The 17,564-nt window shown below is 70.0% G+C and carries 17 protein-coding genes; 8 read left to right on the plus strand and 9 right to left on the minus strand.

Annotation, left to right across the window (positions count from 1 at the left end; genetic code table 11):
* Positions 1 to 21 precede the first annotated feature (21 nt).
* The 3 genes from D0Z08_RS02080 to D0Z08_RS02090 form a co-directional block, all read right to left on the minus strand.
* A complete protein-coding gene (locus D0Z08_RS02080; protein ID WP_118922136.1) occupies positions 22 to 1,284 on the minus strand; it encodes a DUF445 domain-containing protein in 1,263 nt (420 codons plus the stop codon).
* Positions 1,281 to 1,958, minus strand: coding sequence for an Abi-alpha family protein (locus D0Z08_RS02085; RefSeq protein ID WP_220453976.1), 678 nt, complete (start codon positions 1,956 to 1,958; stop codon positions 1,281 to 1,283). The genes D0Z08_RS02080 and D0Z08_RS02085 overlap by 4 nt, the downstream gene beginning before the upstream one ends.
* Positions 1,959 to 2,027: 69 nt before the next feature.
* Entirely contained in the window at positions 2,028 to 2,756 is a 729-nt protein-coding gene (locus tag D0Z08_RS02090; protein WP_182481096.1) for a MerR family transcriptional regulator, read from the minus strand.
* 112 nt (positions 2,757 to 2,868) lie between these two features.
* Here D0Z08_RS02090 and D0Z08_RS02095 point away from each other — a divergent pair, with 112 nt between their 5' ends.
* From D0Z08_RS02095 to D0Z08_RS02105, 3 genes are read left to right on the plus strand one after another with little or no spacing between them, the layout of a single operon-like run.
* Positions 2,869 to 4,008, plus strand: coding sequence for an acyl-CoA dehydrogenase family protein (locus D0Z08_RS02095; protein WP_118922142.1), 1,140 nt, complete (start codon positions 2,869 to 2,871; stop codon positions 4,006 to 4,008).
* Complete coding sequence (locus tag D0Z08_RS02100) at positions 4,008 to 5,186, plus strand: acyl-CoA dehydrogenase family protein (protein WP_118922143.1); 1,179 nt, start codon at positions 4,008 to 4,010, stop codon at positions 5,184 to 5,186. The genes D0Z08_RS02095 and D0Z08_RS02100 overlap by 1 nt, the downstream gene beginning before the upstream one ends.
* 26 nt (positions 5,187 to 5,212) lie before the next feature.
* On the plus strand, positions 5,213 to 5,842 hold the full coding sequence (locus tag D0Z08_RS02105) for a TetR/AcrR family transcriptional regulator (RefSeq protein WP_118922145.1): 630 nt from the start codon (positions 5,213 to 5,215) through the stop codon (positions 5,840 to 5,842).
* On the opposite strand, the gene D0Z08_RS02110 is transcribed toward D0Z08_RS02105, so the two are convergent.
* Positions 5,839 to 6,660 carry an oxygenase MpaB family protein gene (locus D0Z08_RS02110; protein ID WP_118922147.1) on the minus strand — a complete coding sequence of 274 codons (822 nt, stop codon included), beginning with the start codon at positions 6,658 to 6,660 and terminating at the stop codon, positions 5,839 to 5,841. The two genes, D0Z08_RS02105 and D0Z08_RS02110, sit on opposite strands and share 4 nt — an antisense overlap.
* A gap of 101 nt (positions 6,661 to 6,761) precedes the next feature.
* Between D0Z08_RS02110 and D0Z08_RS02115 the strand changes: the two genes are divergently transcribed.
* Genes D0Z08_RS02115 through D0Z08_RS02135 form a run of 5 tightly spaced genes read left to right on the plus strand, consistent with a single transcriptional unit; the run spans position 6,762 to position 11,866 of the window.
* Positions 6,762 to 8,534 (plus strand): AMP-dependent synthetase/ligase, encoded by a 1,773-nt coding sequence (locus D0Z08_RS02115; RefSeq protein ID WP_220453977.1) that lies wholly within the window; start codon positions 6,762 to 6,764, stop codon positions 8,532 to 8,534.
* Positions 8,535 to 8,547: 13 nt separating this feature from the next.
* Positions 8,548 to 9,462, plus strand: a complete 915-nt coding sequence (locus D0Z08_RS02120; RefSeq protein WP_220453978.1) for an oxygenase MpaB family protein — start codon at positions 8,548 to 8,550, stop codon at positions 9,460 to 9,462.
* A 7-nt stretch (positions 9,463 to 9,469) separates the two neighbouring features.
* Entirely contained in the window at positions 9,470 to 9,664 is a 195-nt protein-coding gene (locus D0Z08_RS02125; RefSeq protein ID WP_118922151.1) for a hypothetical protein, read from the plus strand.
* The gene (locus tag D0Z08_RS02130) at positions 9,661 to 10,686 is read left to right on the plus strand and encodes a phosphotransferase family protein (RefSeq protein WP_245993536.1); all 1,026 of its coding nucleotides are present in this window, start codon (positions 9,661 to 9,663) and stop codon (positions 10,684 to 10,686) included. The genes D0Z08_RS02125 and D0Z08_RS02130 overlap by 4 nt, the downstream gene beginning before the upstream one ends.
* Before the next feature lie 25 nt (positions 10,687 to 10,711).
* Complete coding sequence (locus D0Z08_RS02135; protein ID WP_118922153.1) at positions 10,712 to 11,866, plus strand: acyl-CoA dehydrogenase family protein; 1,155 nt, start codon at positions 10,712 to 10,714, stop codon at positions 11,864 to 11,866.
* Positions 11,867 to 11,885: 19 nt separating this feature from the next.
* Here the strand turns inward: D0Z08_RS02135 and D0Z08_RS02140 are convergent, their stop codons facing one another.
* From D0Z08_RS02140 to D0Z08_RS02160, 5 genes are all read right to left on the minus strand, one after another.
* Positions 11,886 to 13,133, minus strand: coding sequence for a DUF445 domain-containing protein (locus tag D0Z08_RS02140; RefSeq protein WP_118922155.1), 1,248 nt, complete (start codon positions 13,131 to 13,133; stop codon positions 11,886 to 11,888).
* Positions 13,130 to 13,762, minus strand: coding sequence for an Abi-alpha family protein (locus tag D0Z08_RS02145; RefSeq protein ID WP_182481097.1), 633 nt, complete (start codon positions 13,760 to 13,762; stop codon positions 13,130 to 13,132). Before D0Z08_RS02145 ends, D0Z08_RS02140 begins: the two co-directional genes overlap by 4 nt.
* A 70-nt stretch (positions 13,763 to 13,832) precedes the next feature.
* Complete coding sequence (locus D0Z08_RS02150) at positions 13,833 to 14,687, minus strand: oxygenase MpaB family protein (RefSeq protein ID WP_220453979.1); 855 nt, start codon at positions 14,685 to 14,687, stop codon at positions 13,833 to 13,835.
* 104 nt (positions 14,688 to 14,791) lie between these two features.
* A complete protein-coding gene (locus D0Z08_RS02155; protein WP_147381288.1) occupies positions 14,792 to 15,409 on the minus strand; it encodes a TetR/AcrR family transcriptional regulator in 618 nt (205 codons plus the stop codon).
* A gap of 6 nt (positions 15,410 to 15,415) precedes the next feature.
* A complete protein-coding gene (locus D0Z08_RS02160; RefSeq protein ID WP_118922162.1) occupies positions 15,416 to 17,563 on the minus strand; it encodes a molybdopterin-dependent oxidoreductase in 2,148 nt (715 codons plus the stop codon).
* Between the last annotated feature and the right edge of the window lies 1 nt (position 17,564).

The following is a 17,564-nucleotide window of genomic DNA, read 5'->3' on the forward strand; positions in this document are numbered from 1 at the left end:
CCTGCCGCACCAGCCTGCAGGTCACGCGGCGTAGTGCTCGATGACGAGCACCTGGATCTCGCCGACGATGCCACCGAGGACGGCACCGACGGAGATCATCAGCCACTCGTCGTCCTTGAACACCGGCCGCATGATCGACTCGTACTGCTCGCTGGTGAGCTGGCTCATCTTGTCGATGATCAGGTTCTCGACATCGAAGGTGCGCTCGGCGTAGCCCTGAGCCTGCGACATGGTCTCGGGGAAGAGCTCGATGACGCGCGCCACGATCGCGTCCTTGGCCGCCCGGTAGCGCTGGGTGCCGACGGCGAGCCGCACCAGCGGCTGCGCGATGCCGGCCTGCGCGTCGATCGACCTCGAGATCTCCCGCTCGATCGTCGAGAACAGCCGGTCCGCGGTCGGTCCGTTCAGGACCGCCTCGAAGATCACGTCGGGGGCGAAGATGTCCTGGGCCAGGATCTTGGCGTAGCCCCGGGTGATCTTGTCCCGCTTCGCGTGCAGCACCCCCTGGAACGGGAAGATGCCGAGGAACCGCTTCTGCTCCAGCGGCCGGAACAGCATGTTCAACGCGACCCAGTCGCTGACGAAACCGACGAGGAAGCCGAACGCAGGCATGATCCAGGGGTTGTGGAAGTAGGCCCAGCAGGCGAGCTGGACGAAGCCGATGGCGAAGCCGAAGACGACCCCGCTGCGACGTACGAACGCCATCGCGTCCGACGCGACCGACTTGATCAGGTCGTTGAGCTGCTCCTTGTTCTTCACCAGGATCGTCACGGCGAGGAACTGCATGTCGAGGAACTGGCCGAGGTCGGCGCGCATCTCGCTGAGGATGTTGTCGACGATCTTCGGGGCCTCGCGGTGGACGCGCGCCTTGATCGCGCGCCGCCCCGCCTCGGGCAGCGAGTCCCACAGGCCCGGCCGGAGCTGCTCGGCGAGGTCCTTCACGACGACGTCGATGGCCGCCGTCAACGGCTCCCGCAGCTCCTCGACCGCTTCGACCGCGTCGATCTTCTCGAGGAGCTCCTCCGGCCTGAGCAGGTTCTCGGTCAACAGCTCGATCGTCGTGGCGGCGACCTTGCCGGCGCGCCGCGGCACCAGGCCCTGCCAGCCGAGCGGTCCGATCCCCCGGTACTCCAGCGGGCGGTACATCATCTGCAGTGCCAGCAGCTTGGTCGTGTAGCCGATGAGGGCCGCGACGATCGGCATCGTGGCGTAGACGATCCAGTTCGCCGAGAAGTCGTCCCGGATCTCCGCCCAGGTCTGGACCAGGGGCAGAAGCAGGATCATCCGAGCTCGCCCGCGGTCGCCGCGGCCCAGAGGTCGCGGCCCAGCACGGAGAGCCGGATCGTGTACTTCTCGACCTTCGCCTCCATCGGGCCCCGCTTGCCCTTCTTGAGGGCACGGAGGACGGCGGAGTCGGCGCCGAGGATCTGGTACTCGTCCTTGAGCTGGTTGTCCTCGGGGCCGGTCTCGAGCAGCCCGAGCGACAGCAGGTGGCCGACGTAGACCGGAGTCATCTGCGGCAGCGAGACGTTGGCCATCTTCCCGACCAGGGACGCGTTCTCGAGGATGGGATCACCACCTCCCCCGCTGATGGTCCGGGCGTACACGTGCAGCATCGGCGAGACCGAGCCGTCCGAGAGCGCGCCGATGATCCGGGCCTCGTCCGGGACGAGCTGGTCGATGATCTTGCCGAAGAGCTCCTGCCGACCGGTGCTGGTGCTCTGCTCCAGCGCCCGGTCCAGCAGCCGGTCCATCTTCGCCCGCAGCGGCTCGGCGGCGGTGCCCTCGCCACCGGGAGCGATCGCGAGCGGCGGCCGGGCCGGAGCAGCGACGTCCAGGCGGGCTCGGAGAGCGCCGAGCGCCTGTCGCTCGGCCCAGGTCGCCACCTGGGCGCTGATCCTCACGATCGTGCGGGTGGTGGGCACCACGAGACCGAGCGGGTTGAAGAGCGAGACCACAGGTCGGAAGGTACCGCTCCGGCTGGACGCCCGCGACTGGCCCTGTTGCGTTGCCATCAGGTCGCGGACTCACTCGCCACGCAGCGAGCGGTTGATCACCTGGTTGGACGCGCGCTGGAAGCCGGAGACGACGGCTTCCAAGGTGAGCTGGCGCAGCTGGACGATCGTTGACCGGAACGCCTCCGCCTCCTCGGGCGTGTGGTGCTCCTGGGCCCGGTAGGGCCCGATCACCTGACGGGCGAAGACCTCGGTCAGCTCCTCGGCCAGCGCCTCCGTGTGCCGCCGGACCGCCAGGCCGGCGGCCACGATCCCGTCGACGCTGATGTCCAGCGTCAGGAGCTTCACGGCTGCGTCGAACCCGGGCTGCAGCTCGAACTCGTCGCCGTCCTGCTCGACGACGCCGAGCGCCAGGAGCACGTCGAGCGAGGCCGCGTCGAGCGGGCGGCCGGCGCGGCGGTCGAGCCCCGCGCGACTCATCCGCTCCGGCGGCTGGGCCGACCAGGTCGTGAGCGCCAGCGCGCGGACGGCGAGCTCGTCGGCGTCGCCGTCGGCAGGGAACCGCGCCAGGTAGTCCTCGATCGACGTGAGGCTCAGCCCGTGGTCCTGGAGGGCCCGGACCAGCTTGAGGCGTGCGGCGTGGACGTCGGAGTAGAAGGCCTGCCGCCCCCGCCGCTCGGGCGGTGGGATGAGTCCGAGGCCCGCGTAGTAGCGGACCGTCCGGACCGTCATCCCGGTCGCCGCCGCCAGCTCGTCGACCGTCAGCCCCGCCGACTGGTCGGACGTCGTCTCGATCGACACGCTCTCCCCGCTCGTTGTCCCCGTCACATTGCATTGTGACAGTGCTACTGTCACAGTAGTTGGACTTTCCGACTGTCGCAATTGCCGACCCCTACGACAGGACCCCCTCACCATGCGCGAGCTCTTCCTTCCCGAGCACGAGGACTTCCGCGACTCCGTGCGGACCTTCTACGCGAAGGAGGTCGTCCCCAACAACGAGCAGTGGGACCGCGACGGCATCGTCCCGCGCGAGCTGTGGCTGAAGGCCGGCGAGGCGGGACTGCTGTGCTTCGACGTCCCCGAGGAGTACGGCGGCCCCGGCATCGACGACTTCCGGTTCAACGTCGTGCTGTCGGAGGAGCAGACCCGGGCGGGCGCGAACGGCCCCGGCTTCTCCGTCCACACCGACATCATCGTCCCGTACCTGATCTCGCTGGGGACCGACGAGCAGAAGCAGCGCTGGCTCCCGGGCTGTGTCACCGGCGAGATCATCACCGCGATCGCGATGACCGAGCCGGGCGCCGGATCGGACCTCCAGGGCGTCCGGACCACCGCCGTCGACCAAGGTGACCACTACCTGCTCAACGGGTCGAAGACCTTCATCAGCAACGGCATCCACGCCGACCTGGTGATCGTCGTCGCGCGGACGAACCCCGAGGCCGGCCACCAGGGCATCAGCCTGCTCGTCGTCGAGCGCGGCATGGAGGGCTTCGAGCGCGGCCGCAACCTCGAGAAGATCGGCCTGCACGGCCAGGACACCGCCGAGCTGAGCTTCACCGACGTCCGGGTGCCCAAGGAGAACCTGCTCGGTCCCGAGGGCAGCGGCTTCATCTCGCTGATGATGAACCTGCCGCAGGAGCGGCTGATCATCGCGGCCCAGGCCGCGGCCGCGTGCGAGGCGATCGTCGAGATGTGCCTCGACTACGCGAAGACCCGCGAGGCCTTCGGCAAGCCGATCGGCAAGTTCCAGCACAACCGGTTCCTGATCGCGGAGATGGCGACCGAGGCCAAGATCACCCGGGTCTTCGTCGACGAGTGCGTCCGCAAGCACGTCGCCGGCACCCTCGACGCGGTCGAGGCATCGCAGGCCAAGTACTGGGCCACCGAGCTCCAGGTGAAGATGGCCAACCAGGGCGTCCAGCTCCACGGGGGCTACGGCTACATGCTCGAGTACCCGATCGCGCGGGCCTACCTCGACAGCCGGATCTCGACCATCTACGGCGGCACGACCGAGATCCAGAAGGAAATCATCGGAAGGAGCCTGGGGCTCTAATGGACTTCAACCTGCCCGAGACCGCGCTCGCCGTACAGGACGGCGTGCGAGCGGTGGCCGCCAAGTACGACCACGCCTACTGGTCCGAGTGCGAGGAGGCGCACCGCTTCCCGACCGAGGTCTTCAGCGACCTCGGCAGGGGTGGCTGGTTCGGCCTCAACATCCCCGAGGAGTACGGCGGCGGCGGGCAGGGCCTGCTCGAGGTGGCGATCGCCAACGAGACGCTCTGCGCCTCCGGCGGGGGCGCCGGCAGCTTCTTCTACGTCACCACGCCCGGCTTCGGCGCGACGACGCTCGTGCGCCACGGCACGGACCAGCAGAAGAAGGACATCCTGCCCGGCATCGCGTCCGGCGACGTCCAGTTCTGCTTCGCGCTGACCGAGCCCGACGCCGGCAGCAACGCCATCGAGATCACGACGTCGGCCCGGCGGGACGGGGACGACTTCTTGATCAAGGGCCAGAAGGTCTGGATCTCCAACGTCGAGAACGCCGACTGGATGGTCGCTGTCACGCGCACCATCCCCGCCGCCGAGGCGAAGCCCCGCTACAACGGCTTCACCCTGTTCCTGATCGACGTCAAGGAGGCGCTGGCCGCCGGCACGCTCTCCTACGACCCGATCCCGAAGATGGGCAGCAACATCCTGTACTCCAGCCAGGTCTTCTTCGACGACGTCCGGGTGCCCGCCCGCAACGTCATCGGCGAGGTCGACGCGGGGTTCATGGTGCTGTGGGACGTGCTGAACCCGGAGCGGATCCTGGCGGCAGCCGGTGGTGTCGGCGGTGCGGATGCGGCGCTCGCCTATGCCGCGAAGTACGCCACCGAGCGGGTGGTCTTCGGCCGGCCGATCGGTGCCAACCAGGGCATCCAGTTCCCGCTCGCGCAGATCAAGGCCAAGACCGAGCTCGGCCGGCTGATGACCTACAAGGCGGCCTGGCTCTTCGACCAGGGCCTGCCATGCGGCAACGAGGCCAACGTGGCCAAGCTGACCGGCGCGCAAGTGGCCTGGGAGGCCGCCGACCAGGCGTTCCAGACGCTCGGCGGCATGGCCTACTCCAAGGAGTTCCCTGTCGAGCGCTGGCTCCGCGACGCCCGGATCGGGAAGAACATCCCGGTCGCCGAGCAGCTGGTCCTGGCCCACATCGGAACCTCGATGCTCGGACTCCCCAAGTCATACTGACCGTCCCGTCCCTTAGGGTCGGCCGTGTGTCGATCCAGCGTCCGTACCGCGGCGTCACCGCCGACGTACGGCGGGAGCGGCGGCGTGCTGCCCTCCTGGAGGCCGCGCTCGAGCTGATGGGCGGCGACGACGCGGACATCAGCGTGCGCGGGGTGTGCGCTCGGGCGAAGCTCACCCAGCGGTACTTCTACGAGAGCTTCGCCAACCTCAACGAGCTGCAGCTCGCGCTGCTCCAGCAGATCGCCGACGAGATCGCGCTCGAGGGCGCGGCAGCGCTGGCGGAGCACTCCCCCACCGAGCTCCACGACGCCTGTCGCACCGCGTTCGAGGGGGCCTACTCGGTCTTCGAGACCGACCCCCGCAAGGCCCGCGCGATGCTGGTGGTCTCCTCCGGCACCGAGGGGCTCACGGACGCCCGGCGCAGGATCGTGATCGCCTACGCCGACGCGATGCGCACCTACCTCGGCAAGGAGCTCGGGGAAGCCGTGGACTCGCCGCGCGGCCGGATCGCCCTGCTGTACGCCGTCGGCGGCGCCCTCGAGGTGACCGACGCGGCACTCAACGGCGACCTGGCCGTGTCCAGCAGCGAGCTCAGCGACATGGTCGGAGCGCTGCTGGCCTCGTCGGTGCGCCAGATGACCCTCGACAGCGACTAGGTCAGCCGCCAGCCACGCCGGATCCGGAACCGGACCTCGGCCAGCTGCAGCCGGATCGGCAGCACCCGCACCCACCGCGGCAGCAACCGCGAGCCGAACCGCAGCACCCGGTTCATCCGGTCGAAGCGGCGCTGGTCGGCCTCGGTCCAGGTCAGCCCCATCGCCTCACGGAACTCCGGCGGGAGGAAGCCCACCGTCGCGAACCGGTTGAGGGCACTGTTCCCCCACCGCATCCAGCGCGGGATCATCTCCAGGTCCACGATCGCCAGCAGGTGCTGGCGCACCGGCTCGTCGTACCGCACCCGGGCGACCCCCTCTGCCCAGTACTTCTCGAACGCCTCCCGGTCGGCCGGCCACTGGTCGGCCGACACCTGCAGCGTCGTACCGAGCCGGCTGCAGTAGGCGTAGAGGTCCTCCTCCTCCGCCTCGGTCATCGGCCCGAGGTAGGCGAGCCGCATGTCGCGGACGCCCCTGTAGAGGCAGGCCGCCACCCACAGCTGCAGCGCCGGGTCGAAGGCGTTGTACTTCACCGGGCTGTCGGGACCGGACCGCACCGGAACGTGGGAGCGGTTGACGGCTTCGCGGTACGCCGCGCGGTCGGCCTCGTTGCCGAAGAGCGCGACGACGAGGTAGCTGATGGTGGTGCGGAGCCGCTTCCAGGGATGCAGCATCACGTTGCCGCTGTCGACCGAGCTCTCGACCACGCCGTAGCCGACCTCGCGCCAGCCGAGCTGCATGATCACGTTCGCGGCCGAGCCGAGGAAGCCGGCCGGGCCCGGGATGTGGTCGCGGATGTCGAACGGCCGTTCCTGGATCATGGGCCTACCATCCGCCCTCCCCGTCCGTGGCGCCAGCGGGCCGCCCACAGTTCGGACACCACCCGTTGTCAGAAACGGTTCACGCGAGTAGTTTGCCGGGTGTGGCTACTGACAACCGCACCCTCTGCGCTGCCTTCCAACGGACGGCCTCCACCCATCCCGACGCCGTCGCCCTCCGCACTCCCGACGACAGCGTCTCCATCACCTGGTCGCAGTACGCCGACCGCGTGCGCAAGGTGGCCGCCGGCCTCGCCGGGCTCGGCGTACGACGCGGCGACACCGTCGCGCTGATGCTCACGAACCGGCCCGAGTTCCACGTCGCCGACACCGGCGTGCTGCACACGGGCGCGACTCCGTTCTCGATCTACAACACCCTCGCGGTCGACCAGATCGCCTACCTGTTCGGCAATGCCGGCAACAAGGTCGTGATCACCGAGCAGCAGTTCCTCGAGAAGCTGAGGCTCGCCAACACCGACGGCCAGGTCGAGCACTTCGTCGTCGTCGACGGCCCCGCCGAGGGCGCGATGACGCTCGAGGAGCTGGAGGCGAGCGGCGACCCGTCGTACGACTTCGACGCCGCCTGGCAGGCGGTCGAGGCGTCCGACGTGCTGACCCTCATCTACACCTCCGGGACCACCGGGCCGCCGAAGGGCGTCGAGCTCACCCACGCCAACCTGATGGCCGAGATGGACGCCCTCGAGGGCTACTTCCCGCTGTCGCACGAGGACAAGCTCGTGTCCTACCTCCCCGACGCGCACATCGCCAACCGCTGGGGCGCGCACTACAACAACCTGCGCTACGGGATCCAGATCACCACGGTCGCCGACCCGAAGCAGCTGGTGCCGACGCTCCCCAGCGTCCGCCCGACGTTCTTCGGCGCCGTCCCGGCCGTCTGGTACAAGGTCAAGGCCGGCATCGAAGCGGCGCTGGCCGCGGAGCCCGACGAGAAGAAGCGCAAGATCGCAGGCTGGGCGATCGCGACCGGCACGAAGGTGGCCTGGCTCCGGTCGGAGCAGAAGCCGGTGCCGCTCGCCCTCAGGCTGCAGCACGGCATCGCCGACCGGCTGGTGCTGAGCAAGCTGCGGGAGAAGATGGGCCTGGACCGGGTGCGGGTGGCCGCCACCGGCGCCTCGGCCATCGCCCCGGACGCACTGGCGTTCATGCTGGGCATCGGCATCCCCGTCCTCGAGGTCTGGGGCATGTCCGAGACCTCGGCCGTCGTCACCATGAACCCGCCGGACGGCATCCGGATCGGCACCGTCGGCAAGGTCGTGCCCGGCGGCTCCGAGATCTCGCTCGCCGACGACGGCGAGCTGCTGGTGCGGGGCCCGCTGGTCATGCGGGGCTACCGCAACGACCCCGAGCGCACGGCCGAGGCCATCGACAGCGACGGCTGGATGCACACCGGCGACATCGCCACGATCGACGACGACGGCTACGTCAAGATCGTCGACCGCAAGAAGGAGCTCATCATCAACGCGGCCGGCAAGAACATGTCGCCGCAGAACATCGAGGGCGCGGTCAAGGTCGCGTGCCCGCTGGTGCTCAGCGTGGTCGCCATCGGCGACGACCGGCCGTACGTCACCGCGCTGCTGACGCTCGACCCGGACGCCTGCGCGGCGTACGGCGCCAAGGTCGGCCTCGCGGACTCCTCCCCCGCCGTCCTGGCCCAGGACGAGACGGTCAAGGCGCTCATCCAGGCCGGCATCGACCAGGCCAACGAGAAGCTCGCCCGGGTCGAGCAGATCAAGAAGTTCGCGCTCCTGCCGTCGCCGTGGGAGCCGGGTGGTGACGAGCTGACCCCGACGATGAAGCTCAAGCGCAAGCCGATCGCCGAGAAGTACGCCGCCGAGATCGACTCGCTCTACGCCTGACGGAGGAGCCACCATGGGAGCCGAACCGCTGCGCAAGCACGACCTCGTCCCTGACCCCACGGTCGGCGACGACTCCGCCGACTTCATCCGCGCCGCCCGGAAGGCCGAGCGCGCGGAGGAGCTCGCGCTGCTGCGCCGCAAGATGGACGGGATCGTCGTCTTCATCGCCGGCCCGGCCAACGTGGCGCTGCAGCTCGGCTGGCCGGAGGTCGGCTACGGCGTCGTGGAGAGCCGGGTCGACAGCGGGAAGGTGACCAAGCACCCGTTCAAGCGGTTCCGGACCACGGTCGGCTACCTCGGCATCGCGCTGCTCGGCAACCACACCCAGCGCCTCGCCTACCGACAGGCGATCAACGAGCAGCACCGGCAGGTGCGCTCCACGCCCGACAGCCCGGTGAAGTACAACGCGTTCAACCGCGAGCTCCAGCTCTGGGTGGCCAGCTGCATCTACTACGGGACCGTCGACGCGTTCACCCGGATGCACGGCCCGATGACCCGGGAGGAGGAGGCGATCGTGCTGCGCGCCGGCGCCCGCATCGGCACCACCCTCCAGGTCCCGCAGGAGATGTGGCACCGCACGCCCGAGGACTTCTGGGCCTACTGGGAGGAAGGGATCGCCAGGGTCGACATCGACCAGCGGGTCGGCGACTACCAGCGCGGGCTGATGCGGATGGACATCCTGCCGGTGCCGCTCGACCGGATGCTCGGGCCGCTGCACCAGTGGCTCAACACCGGCTTCCTGCCGGAGCCGGTGCGCGACCAGCTCGGCCTGTCCTGGGACGGGCGCGACCAGCAGCGGCACGACCGGCTGCTGCGGACCCTCGGCACGATCTCCCGACCGTTGCCGCACGTCTTCCGCGTGTTCCCCATGAACGCGATGATGTGGAACCTGGAGATCCGCCGCCGGCTCGGCCGGCCGATGGTCTGAGCGAGAAGTGAGTGACGACGTGAAGCGCACCCTGGGAAGCCGGATCAAGACCGTGCTCGACGTCGACCAGACCCTCACCAGGGTCGACGAGGTCGCGCTGGAGATGGCGGACCTCGCGAAGACGATGGAGTCCGTCCAGCTGCTGACCTCGCCCATCGCGATGGCGCGCGACGGCGTCCGGCGCGTGCGGTCGAAGGAGTGATCGACGCCCAGGCGGTCGAGCACTGGATGGATGGACGCGGCCTCGGAAGCGGGCCGCTGACGGCTGTCTCCCCCATCTCCGGCGGCACCCAGAACATCATGCTGCGCTTCGAGCGCTCCGGCCGGACGTACGTCCTCCGGCGCGGTCCGGAGCACCTGCGGCCCCGCAGCAACGACGTGATCCGGCGCGAGTGCCGGGTGCTCCGCAGCCTCGGCGGCACCGCTGTTCCCCACCCGGCATTGATCGCCGCCTGCGACGACGAGTCCGTGCTCGGCGACGCGGTCTTCTACCTGATGGAGCCGGTCGACGGGTTCAACGCGAGCATCGCGCTCCCGGCGCTGCACGAGGCGGACGCCGCGATCCGGCACGAGATGGGCCTGCGGCTGGTCGACGCGCTCGCGACCCTCGCCGAGGTCGACCACGTCGCGGTCGGGCTCGGCGACTTCGGCAAGCCGGAGGGCTTCCTCGAGCGGCAGGTACCGCGGTGGCTGGCCGAGCTCGCGTCGTACGACGCCTTCCCGGACTACCCCGGCCCGGACATCGGCCCCGTCGACGAGGTCGCTGCGTGGTTGGACGCGCACCGCCCCACCGACTGGCGGCCCGGCATCCTGCACGGCGACTACCACGCGGCCAACGTGATGTTCGCCCCCGACGGCCCGGACGTCGTCGCGGTCGTCGACTGGGAGATGTGCACCATCGGCGACCCGCTGCTCGACCTGGGCTGGCTGCTCGCCACCTGGGACCTGCCCGGAGCACCCGAGGAGTTCGCCGGCCCGCTGACCCGCGCCGAGGGGCTCGCCACCCGCGACGAGCTGGTGCAGCGGTACGCCGAGCGCAGCACCCGGGACCTCTCGGCGATCGACTGGTACGTCGTCCTCGCCTGCTTCAAGCTCGGCATCGTCCTCGAGGGCAGTCATGCCCGCGCGCTCGCGGGGCTCGCGCCCCAGGAGATCGGCGACCGCCTCCACCTGACCACCCGGCGACTCCTCGAACGCGCCCACGAGCTGATCCAGCACAACTGAACCGTGCTCAATCGAGAGGCCAACCATGATCGACTTCGAGATCCCCGCCGACCTTGCCGCCCGCCGCGACCAGGTGCGCGCCTTCGTCGAGGAGAAGGTGGTGGCCTACGAGACGGATCCCCGGGTGACGCCGCACGGCCCGACCGAGGACCTGCGCACCGAGCTCGTCGGGCTGGCCCGCGAAGCCGGGCTGCTGACGTTCCAGGCGCCGCGGGACGGCGGCACCGCGCCGACCCACCTCGAGCAGGCGATCCTGTTCGAGGCAGCCGGCTGGTCGGCCCTGGGTCCGGTCGCACTCAACTGCGCGGCGCCCGACGAGGGCAACATGTTCCTGCTCAGCAAGATCGCCAACGCCGAGCAGGCCATGCAGTTCCTGCGCCCGGTCGTCGAGGGGCACCAGCGCTCGGTCTTCGCCATGACCGAGCCGGACGGCGCCGGCTCCGACCCGCGGCAGCTCGCGACCACCGCCGTACGCGATGGTGACGGCTACGTCATCAACGGCCGCAAGTGGCTGATCACCGGCGCCAACGGCGCCCGGACCTGGATCATCATGGCCGACCTCGAAGGCGCCGGCGCGACGCTGTTCCTGTGCCACGGCGACGCTCCCGGCATCGTCATCGAGCGGACCATGGACACGATGGACCGCAACTACGTCGAGGGGCACTGCGTCGTCCTGTTCGACGACCTGCACCTGCCGGCGTCGGCACTGCTCGGCGAGGAGGGAGAGGCCTTCCGCTACGCCCAGCTCCGGCTGGCACCGGCCCGGCTCACGCACTGCATGCGCTGGCTCGGCGGCGCGGTGCGCGCCCAGTCGATCGCCGTCGACTACGCCAAGCGGCGCACCGCGTTCGGCAAGCCGATCGGCCAGCACCAGGGGGTCGGCTTCATGCTTGCCGACAACGAGATCGCGATCCAGAAGTGCCGGCTGATGATCTGGTGGGCCTGCTGGATCCTCGACCAGGGCCACCGGGGGCGCCACGAGAGCTCGATGACCAAGGCGATGGTCTCGGAGGAGCTGTTCCAGGTCGCCGACCGGTGCGTCCAGGTCCTCGGCGGCATGGGCATCAGCGACGAGACCCCGGTCGCCGGGTTCTTCCGGGACGTCCGGGCGTTCCGCTTGTACGACGGGCCGACCGAGGTGCACCAGCACGCGATCGCCAACCGGCTGCTCCGGGACTGACCGTTCCGGCCGGACTACGTCAGAGTCCGGCAAGCTCCGTCAGCAGGAGCACTTGAAGCTCTCCGACGGCGAATCCAAGGCCTCCGCCCACGGCGACGACGAGCCACTCGTCGTCCTTGAACACCGGCCGCAGCATGTCCTCGAGCGCCTGGTTCGAGAGCGCTCCCAGCGACTCCTCGACCGTGCGTTCCACGTCGAGCGCCTCGATGATGTAAGGGCCCAACCGCTCGGACGCCCCACGGACCCGGCCCTGCGCCTCGGTCACGACCGAGCGCCGAAGGGTGTCGTACCTCCTGCTGCCGATCGCGGCGGGAACGAGTGGCTCGAGGATGCCGAGCTCGGCGTCGATCGCGTCCTCGACCTCCTGATGGACAAGCGCGAAGAGTCGGTCGGCCAGCGGACCGTCGAGCAGCGCTCGCATGATCAGCTCGGGACCGAGCACCTTCTCGGCCGCGACCTTGGCGTACTCCTTGATGAAGTGGTCGCGCTCGGCGAACGCCAGCCCCTGCCACTTGAAGACCCCGAGGTAGCGCTTCGGCTCCTTCGGGTCGAACATCATCCGGAGCGCGATCCAGTCCGAGACGAGTCCGACGATCAGTCCGGCGATCGGGATCACGATGTGGCTCTCGGTGAAGGCGAACACCACCATCTGGATCGCGCCGACCACGAACCCGAAGACGGCGCCGAACCGCTTCATGAACGTCATGATCGGCGCCATCGGCCCGCGGACCAGCTCGACGAGGAGCGCCTTGTCCTTGATCAGCTCCGACGTGACGATGTAGCTGACGTTGAAGAGCTCGTCGATGTTGTCCTTGGCCTGCTGGAGCAGGTTCTCGACCATCTGCGGTGCCCGCGACCGGGCCCGCGCGATGGCGAGTGCCTTCGCCCGTTGAGGGACCTGGTCCCACCGGGGGCCGAGGATGTCGCGGGCGACGGCGTTGATGGCGTCGAGCATGATGTCGTCGCACTCGGTCGCGACCCGGTGCGGGTCGAGGCGGTCGACCATCTCCCGCGGGTCGACGACGTTGTCGAGGATGATGTCCGCGGCCTCGGCGCCGAACTTCGCGGCCCTGCGGGGGAGCTGGCCCTGCCAGCCCAGCACGCCGACGCCCATGAACTCGGTGGGACGGAACGCCATCTCGATCGCGACGACCTTGGTGATCCAGCCGATGAACGCGCTGACCACCGGCATCAGCAGGAGTACGAACGGGTGGTCGATGAAGACGTCCCAGGCCTGCGTCGGCGTGTTGACCACGGCGGCGATCATGACGTCCCCTCGTCGGGCCGGGTGGCCTCCCACAGCGCGCGGCCGTGGTCGCTGAGCCGCAGCGTCCTGCGTTCGACCCGGGCCGGGAGCTTGCCCATGGCACCGTCCTTGAGCGCGGGGCGCACCAGCCGGTCCGCGAGGACCAGCTCGTAGCCGACGTTGTTCGTCTTGTCCTCCGGCCCGAGCTCGACCAGTCCGAGGTGCAGCAGGTGGGCCACGTACCGGGTGGTGCGACTCGGCAGGGTGACGGCCGCCGTACGGCCGATCAGAGAGGCGTTGTCGAGCAGCAGGTCGCTGCTGCCGCGGCGGTACACGCTCACGGTGGGCGCCGGCGGCCCGTCGGCGAGGGCCGCGATGATCCGCGCCTCGTCCGGTAGCAGCTGCCGGAGTACGGCGACGAGGTACTCACGCTCGCTGCTGGTCGCGTTCTGGCCGAGCGACTCCCGGAGGAGCGCGGACATCATCTGCTGCGGCGACCTGTCGGGCGGCGGCGCCGGCTTCGGCTTCGGCGCCTCGATCTCTCGCACCGGCGGACCCACCTGGTCCATCCGCGAGCGGACTACTGCCCACAGCGCGCGCTCGGCCCCGAGCAGCCCGTGCCCGTAGAGCTCGACCGCGCGAGCAGGCACCTCTCCGACGGGACCGAGCCGTCTCAGGACCGAGGCAGCGGAATCGAAGACCCCCATGGCGTTCGGCCGCTCACACGAGAGCGCGCCCACTCCTCATCCGTCGGCGCAGGCCCACGAGGAGCAGGTTGAACGGTGCGTTCCGTACCGGGCGCGGCAATCGGCGGTAGACCATACCGGTCGCCCGGTTGACCGCGTCGAAGATGCGCTGGTTGCGGTCGGACCACTCGAGACCGAGCTTCTCGCGCAGCACCGGCGGCGTGTAGCCGGTGTTCATGAAGCCGAGCAACACGCCCGCCGGCCTGAACCACCACGGCGTCATGTCGAAGCCGATCAGCATCCGGACGTAGTCGGCCGTGGGGCCGTCGATGTCCGCGTCCGCCAGCCGCCCCTGGAAGTACTCCTCGAACGCAGCCCGCGTGGCAGGCCACATCTCGCGCGGCACCTGGAGCGTCGTGCCCAGAACGGCGAGCTCCTGGTAGATCGCCTCCGCAGTGTCGTCGTCGAGCGGGCCGTGCAGGCGCTCGTACGTGTCGGCCCAGCCGAAGTACAGGCAGGCCGCCACCCACAGCTGCAGGTCGCGGTCGAACGCGTTGTACCTGACCGGGCTGTCCTTCGTCGACCGCACCTGACGGTGCGCCCCGTTGACCGCATCGCGGTACGCCGCGCGATCGTCCTCGGTGCCGAGGACGGCCACGGCGAGGTAGGTCAGCGTCGTCCGGGCGCGCTTGAACGGGTGCCGATCGACCCGCCCGCCCTCGACCTTGGACTCCATGACGCCGTACGCGACTCCCGGAGCGCCCAGCATCTGGAGGGCGACGTTGGCGCTGCCGGCATAGAAGCCCGTGATGCCGTCCCAGTAGTCCCGCATGTCGATGTCGACAACCGGCTCCATCGCGTGGGTGGGTTCTGCGGGCAGGGCACTCATGCGGACCTCCATTGGCCGTGGGCAAGTGACTACTACTGTAGTCACTTCGCGACGGCCGTGGTCGCAACGTGACGAACACCGCACCTGGCCGGCCGACGGGACGGCTACGCGCGCATCGCGGCAACGGTCAGCAGCAGGTCGACACAGTGCTCGACGAAGACGTCGCGCGGGACGTCCAGCGACCCGCCGACGTAGAGGAAGAAGACGTGGCTCAGGGCTCCGACGAGACTGGCCGACTTGAGCCGCCGTACGTCGACATCGTCCCGATCGGGGAACTGGTCGGCGATCATGTCCGCCATGACGGGGAAGAACCGGTCGCGCGCCGCGAAGAGCACGGGATCGGTCGTCGGAGCCACGAACAGCACCCTGCCCGCGTCCGGGCTGTCGATGGCCACGCCGACGACGGCGTCGACGGCGGCCGCGGCGACAGCCCGGGGTGCGCCCGACGAGCGGGACACGGCCTCCCGGATCGCCTCCTGGCACTCGTCGGCCAGTGTCTGGAAGACCGCGACGGTGAAGTCGTCGCGGTCGCCGAAGTGCTCGTAGAAGTAGCGCGAGGTGAGTGACGCCTCGCGACACACCGCGCGCACCGTGACGGCCTGTCCCCCACCAGCGGCGATCAGCCTCACCCCGGCCTGCAGCAGCTTGGTGCGACGGTCGCGCTTGCGTTCCGCGAGGGTCGTTCCACCCCAGATCCGCTCAGACTCCTCGGCCTCAGTCATCCGCACTCACGGCAGCAGCTCGACCGGGATGCCGTTGAGCACCCCGGTCCCCGTGGGGACGTCGAGGACGGTGTCGTCGGTGAGGACGTTGCTGTTGACGCCGGGTCGCCGGGCGGCGACCTCGGTCCGGGTGCCGTCGACGTCGTGACCCCAGCCGTGGGGAACGCTGACCACGCCGGGACGGATCCGGTCGGTCACCACGACGGGGAGCGTGATCGCACCGACCCGTGAGGTCATCGTGCAGGCGCCGCCGTCGACGAGCCCGAGCCGGGCAGCGTCGTCGGGGTGGACGTGGGCCGAGCAGTCGTTGCCGCCGCCGGCCAGCGGCTCGAGGTTGTGCATCCAGGAGTTGTTGGAGCGCAGGTGTCGCCGTCCGATCAGGACCATTCCTGGGGCCGCGGGCCGGTCGAGGGCGGCGACCAGCCGGGGCACGTCGTCGACGATCGCCGCCGGCGCCAGCTCCACCAGGCCGCTCGCCGTCGACAGCACCTCGGGCAGGCGGGGCTGGAGCGGGCCGAGATCGAGACCGTGCGGCGCCGCCTCGAGGTCGGCCAGGGTGACGTCGTACGGCCCGGCCTTCAGGAGTACGTCGAGCAGCCGGCGTGGTCCGGCAAGCCCTTCGGTGACCGCGACTCCGTTCAGCCGGGCGATGCCGTCGGCCAGCGCAGCGTCGAGCGCGGCGACGTCGGCGTCCGGACCCATGCCCTGGAGGACGCCGACCAGGCGGAGCATCGTCTCCCACTCCTGGGGCACGTCGGTCTGGACCACGGCCGGCGTCCAGTTGGCCACGTTGCGCACGGCGTACTGGTAGAGCAGCAGGTCGTAGTGGTCCCGCTCCAGCGGGGTCGGGCCCGGCAGGATCACGTCGGCGTGCCGGGTCGTCTCGTTGAGGTACACGTCGAAGCTGACCATGAAGTCGAGGCGCTCGAGCGCCTCGTCAAGCCGGCCCGCCCGCGGCGTGCTCACGCAAGGGTTGCCCATCACGGTCACCAGCGCGCGGACCTGCCCGTTGCCGGGGGTGAGGATCTCGTCGGCCAGGGTCGCGACCGGCAGCTCACCCATCACCTCGGGCAGCTCCCGGACCCTGCTGTGCCAGCGCCCGTGGCGGAACGGGCGGCGCGCGTCGCGCGGGCGGGTGTTGGGCTGGCCGGCGGCCGCCTTCGGGAACATCACGCCGCCCGGCCGGTCGAGGTTGCCGGTGACGATGTTGAGGACGTCGACCAGCCAGCTCGCCAGCGTGCCGAACTCGACGGTCGTCGTCCCCATCCGCCCGTAGACCGCGGCGCGCTCGGCCGCGGCGAGCTCGGAAGCGAGGCGCCGGATCTCGTCGGCCGCGATGCCGGTGCGCTCCGCGACGGTCTCGGGTGAGAACGGCTTCGCGAGCACCCTCACCTCGTCGAGCCCGGCCAGGTGGGGCGCCAACCCGTCGACGCGCTCGAGCCCCTCCTCCAGGATCACGTGGAGCATCGCGAAGAGCAGGAAGGCGTCGGTCCCGGGCGTGATCGGGTGGTGCTCGTCGGCACGTTCGGCGGTCCGGGTCCGTGCCGGGTCGATCACCACGACCTTGCCGCCGCGCTTGCGGATCGCGGCGAGCTTGCCGCGCATGTCCGGCGCGGTCATCAGGCTGCCGTTGGAGACCAGCGGGTTGGCGCCGAGGATCAGCAGGTGGTCGGTCCGGTCGAGGTCGGCGACGGGGATCGTCGCTGCGTCGCCGTACAGATAGCCACCGACGAACGTCTTCGGGACCTGGTCGACCGTGCCGGCCGAGTAGACGTTCCGGGTGGCGAGCGCCTTCGCGAGCACCCGCAGGTAGAGCGCGCCGGAGAGATTGTGCGCCGACGGGTTGCCGAAGTAGACGGCGACCGTGTCGGGGCCGTGCGTCTCGCGCAGCGCCGGCAACCGGGCGTCGATCAGGGCGAAGGCCTCGTCCCAGGTCGCCTCGTGGAACTCGCCGTCCCGCTTGACCAGGGGCGTGCGGATCCGGTCGGGATCGGCGTCCAGCGCCCCCAGCGACGTGCCCTTCGGGCAGAGGTACCCCCCGGAGAACACGTCGTCCTTGTCGCCGCGGATCCCGAGCACCTGCCCGCCCTCGTGCTTGATGGCCAAGCCGCAGGTGGCCTCGCAGAGCGGGCAGGTGACGAAGGAGGTGGTCATG

Origin of the sequence: Nocardioides immobilis, from assembly GCF_003515065.1 — a bacterium.
Taxonomy (GTDB): domain Bacteria; phylum Actinomycetota; class Actinomycetes; order Propionibacteriales; family Nocardioidaceae; genus Nocardioides; species Nocardioides immobilis.

Coding starts and splice junctions, on each gene's coding strand:
- D0Z08_RS02080 (WP_118922136.1), bottom strand. CDS start 1,284: ATGATCCTGCTTCTGCCCCTGGTCCAGACCTGGGCGGAGATCCGGGAC.
- D0Z08_RS02095 (WP_118922142.1), top strand. CDS start 2,869: ATGCGCGAGCTCTTCCTTCCCGAGCACGAGGACTTCCGCGACTCCGTG.
- D0Z08_RS02100 (WP_118922143.1), top strand. CDS start 4,008: ATGGACTTCAACCTGCCCGAGACCGCGCTCGCCGTACAGGACGGCGTG.
- D0Z08_RS02110 (WP_118922147.1), bottom strand. CDS start 6,660: ATGATCCAGGAACGGCCGTTCGACATCCGCGACCACATCCCGGGCCCG.
- D0Z08_RS02120 (WP_220453978.1), top strand. CDS start 8,548: ATGGGAGCCGAACCGCTGCGCAAGCACGACCTCGTCCCTGACCCCACG.
- D0Z08_RS02135 (WP_118922153.1), top strand. CDS start 10,712: ATGATCGACTTCGAGATCCCCGCCGACCTTGCCGCCCGCCGCGACCAG.
- D0Z08_RS02140 (WP_118922155.1), bottom strand. CDS start 13,133: ATGATCGCCGCCGTGGTCAACACGCCGACGCAGGCCTGGGACGTCTTC.
- D0Z08_RS02150 (WP_220453979.1), bottom strand. CDS start 14,687: ATGAGTGCCCTGCCCGCAGAACCCACCCACGCGATGGAGCCGGTTGTC.
- D0Z08_RS02155 (WP_147381288.1), bottom strand. CDS start 15,409: ATGACTGAGGCCGAGGAGTCTGAGCGGATCTGGGGTGGAACGACCCTC.
- D0Z08_RS02160 (WP_118922162.1), bottom strand. CDS start 17,563: ATGACCACCTCCTTCGTCACCTGCCCGCTCTGCGAGGCCACCTGCGGC.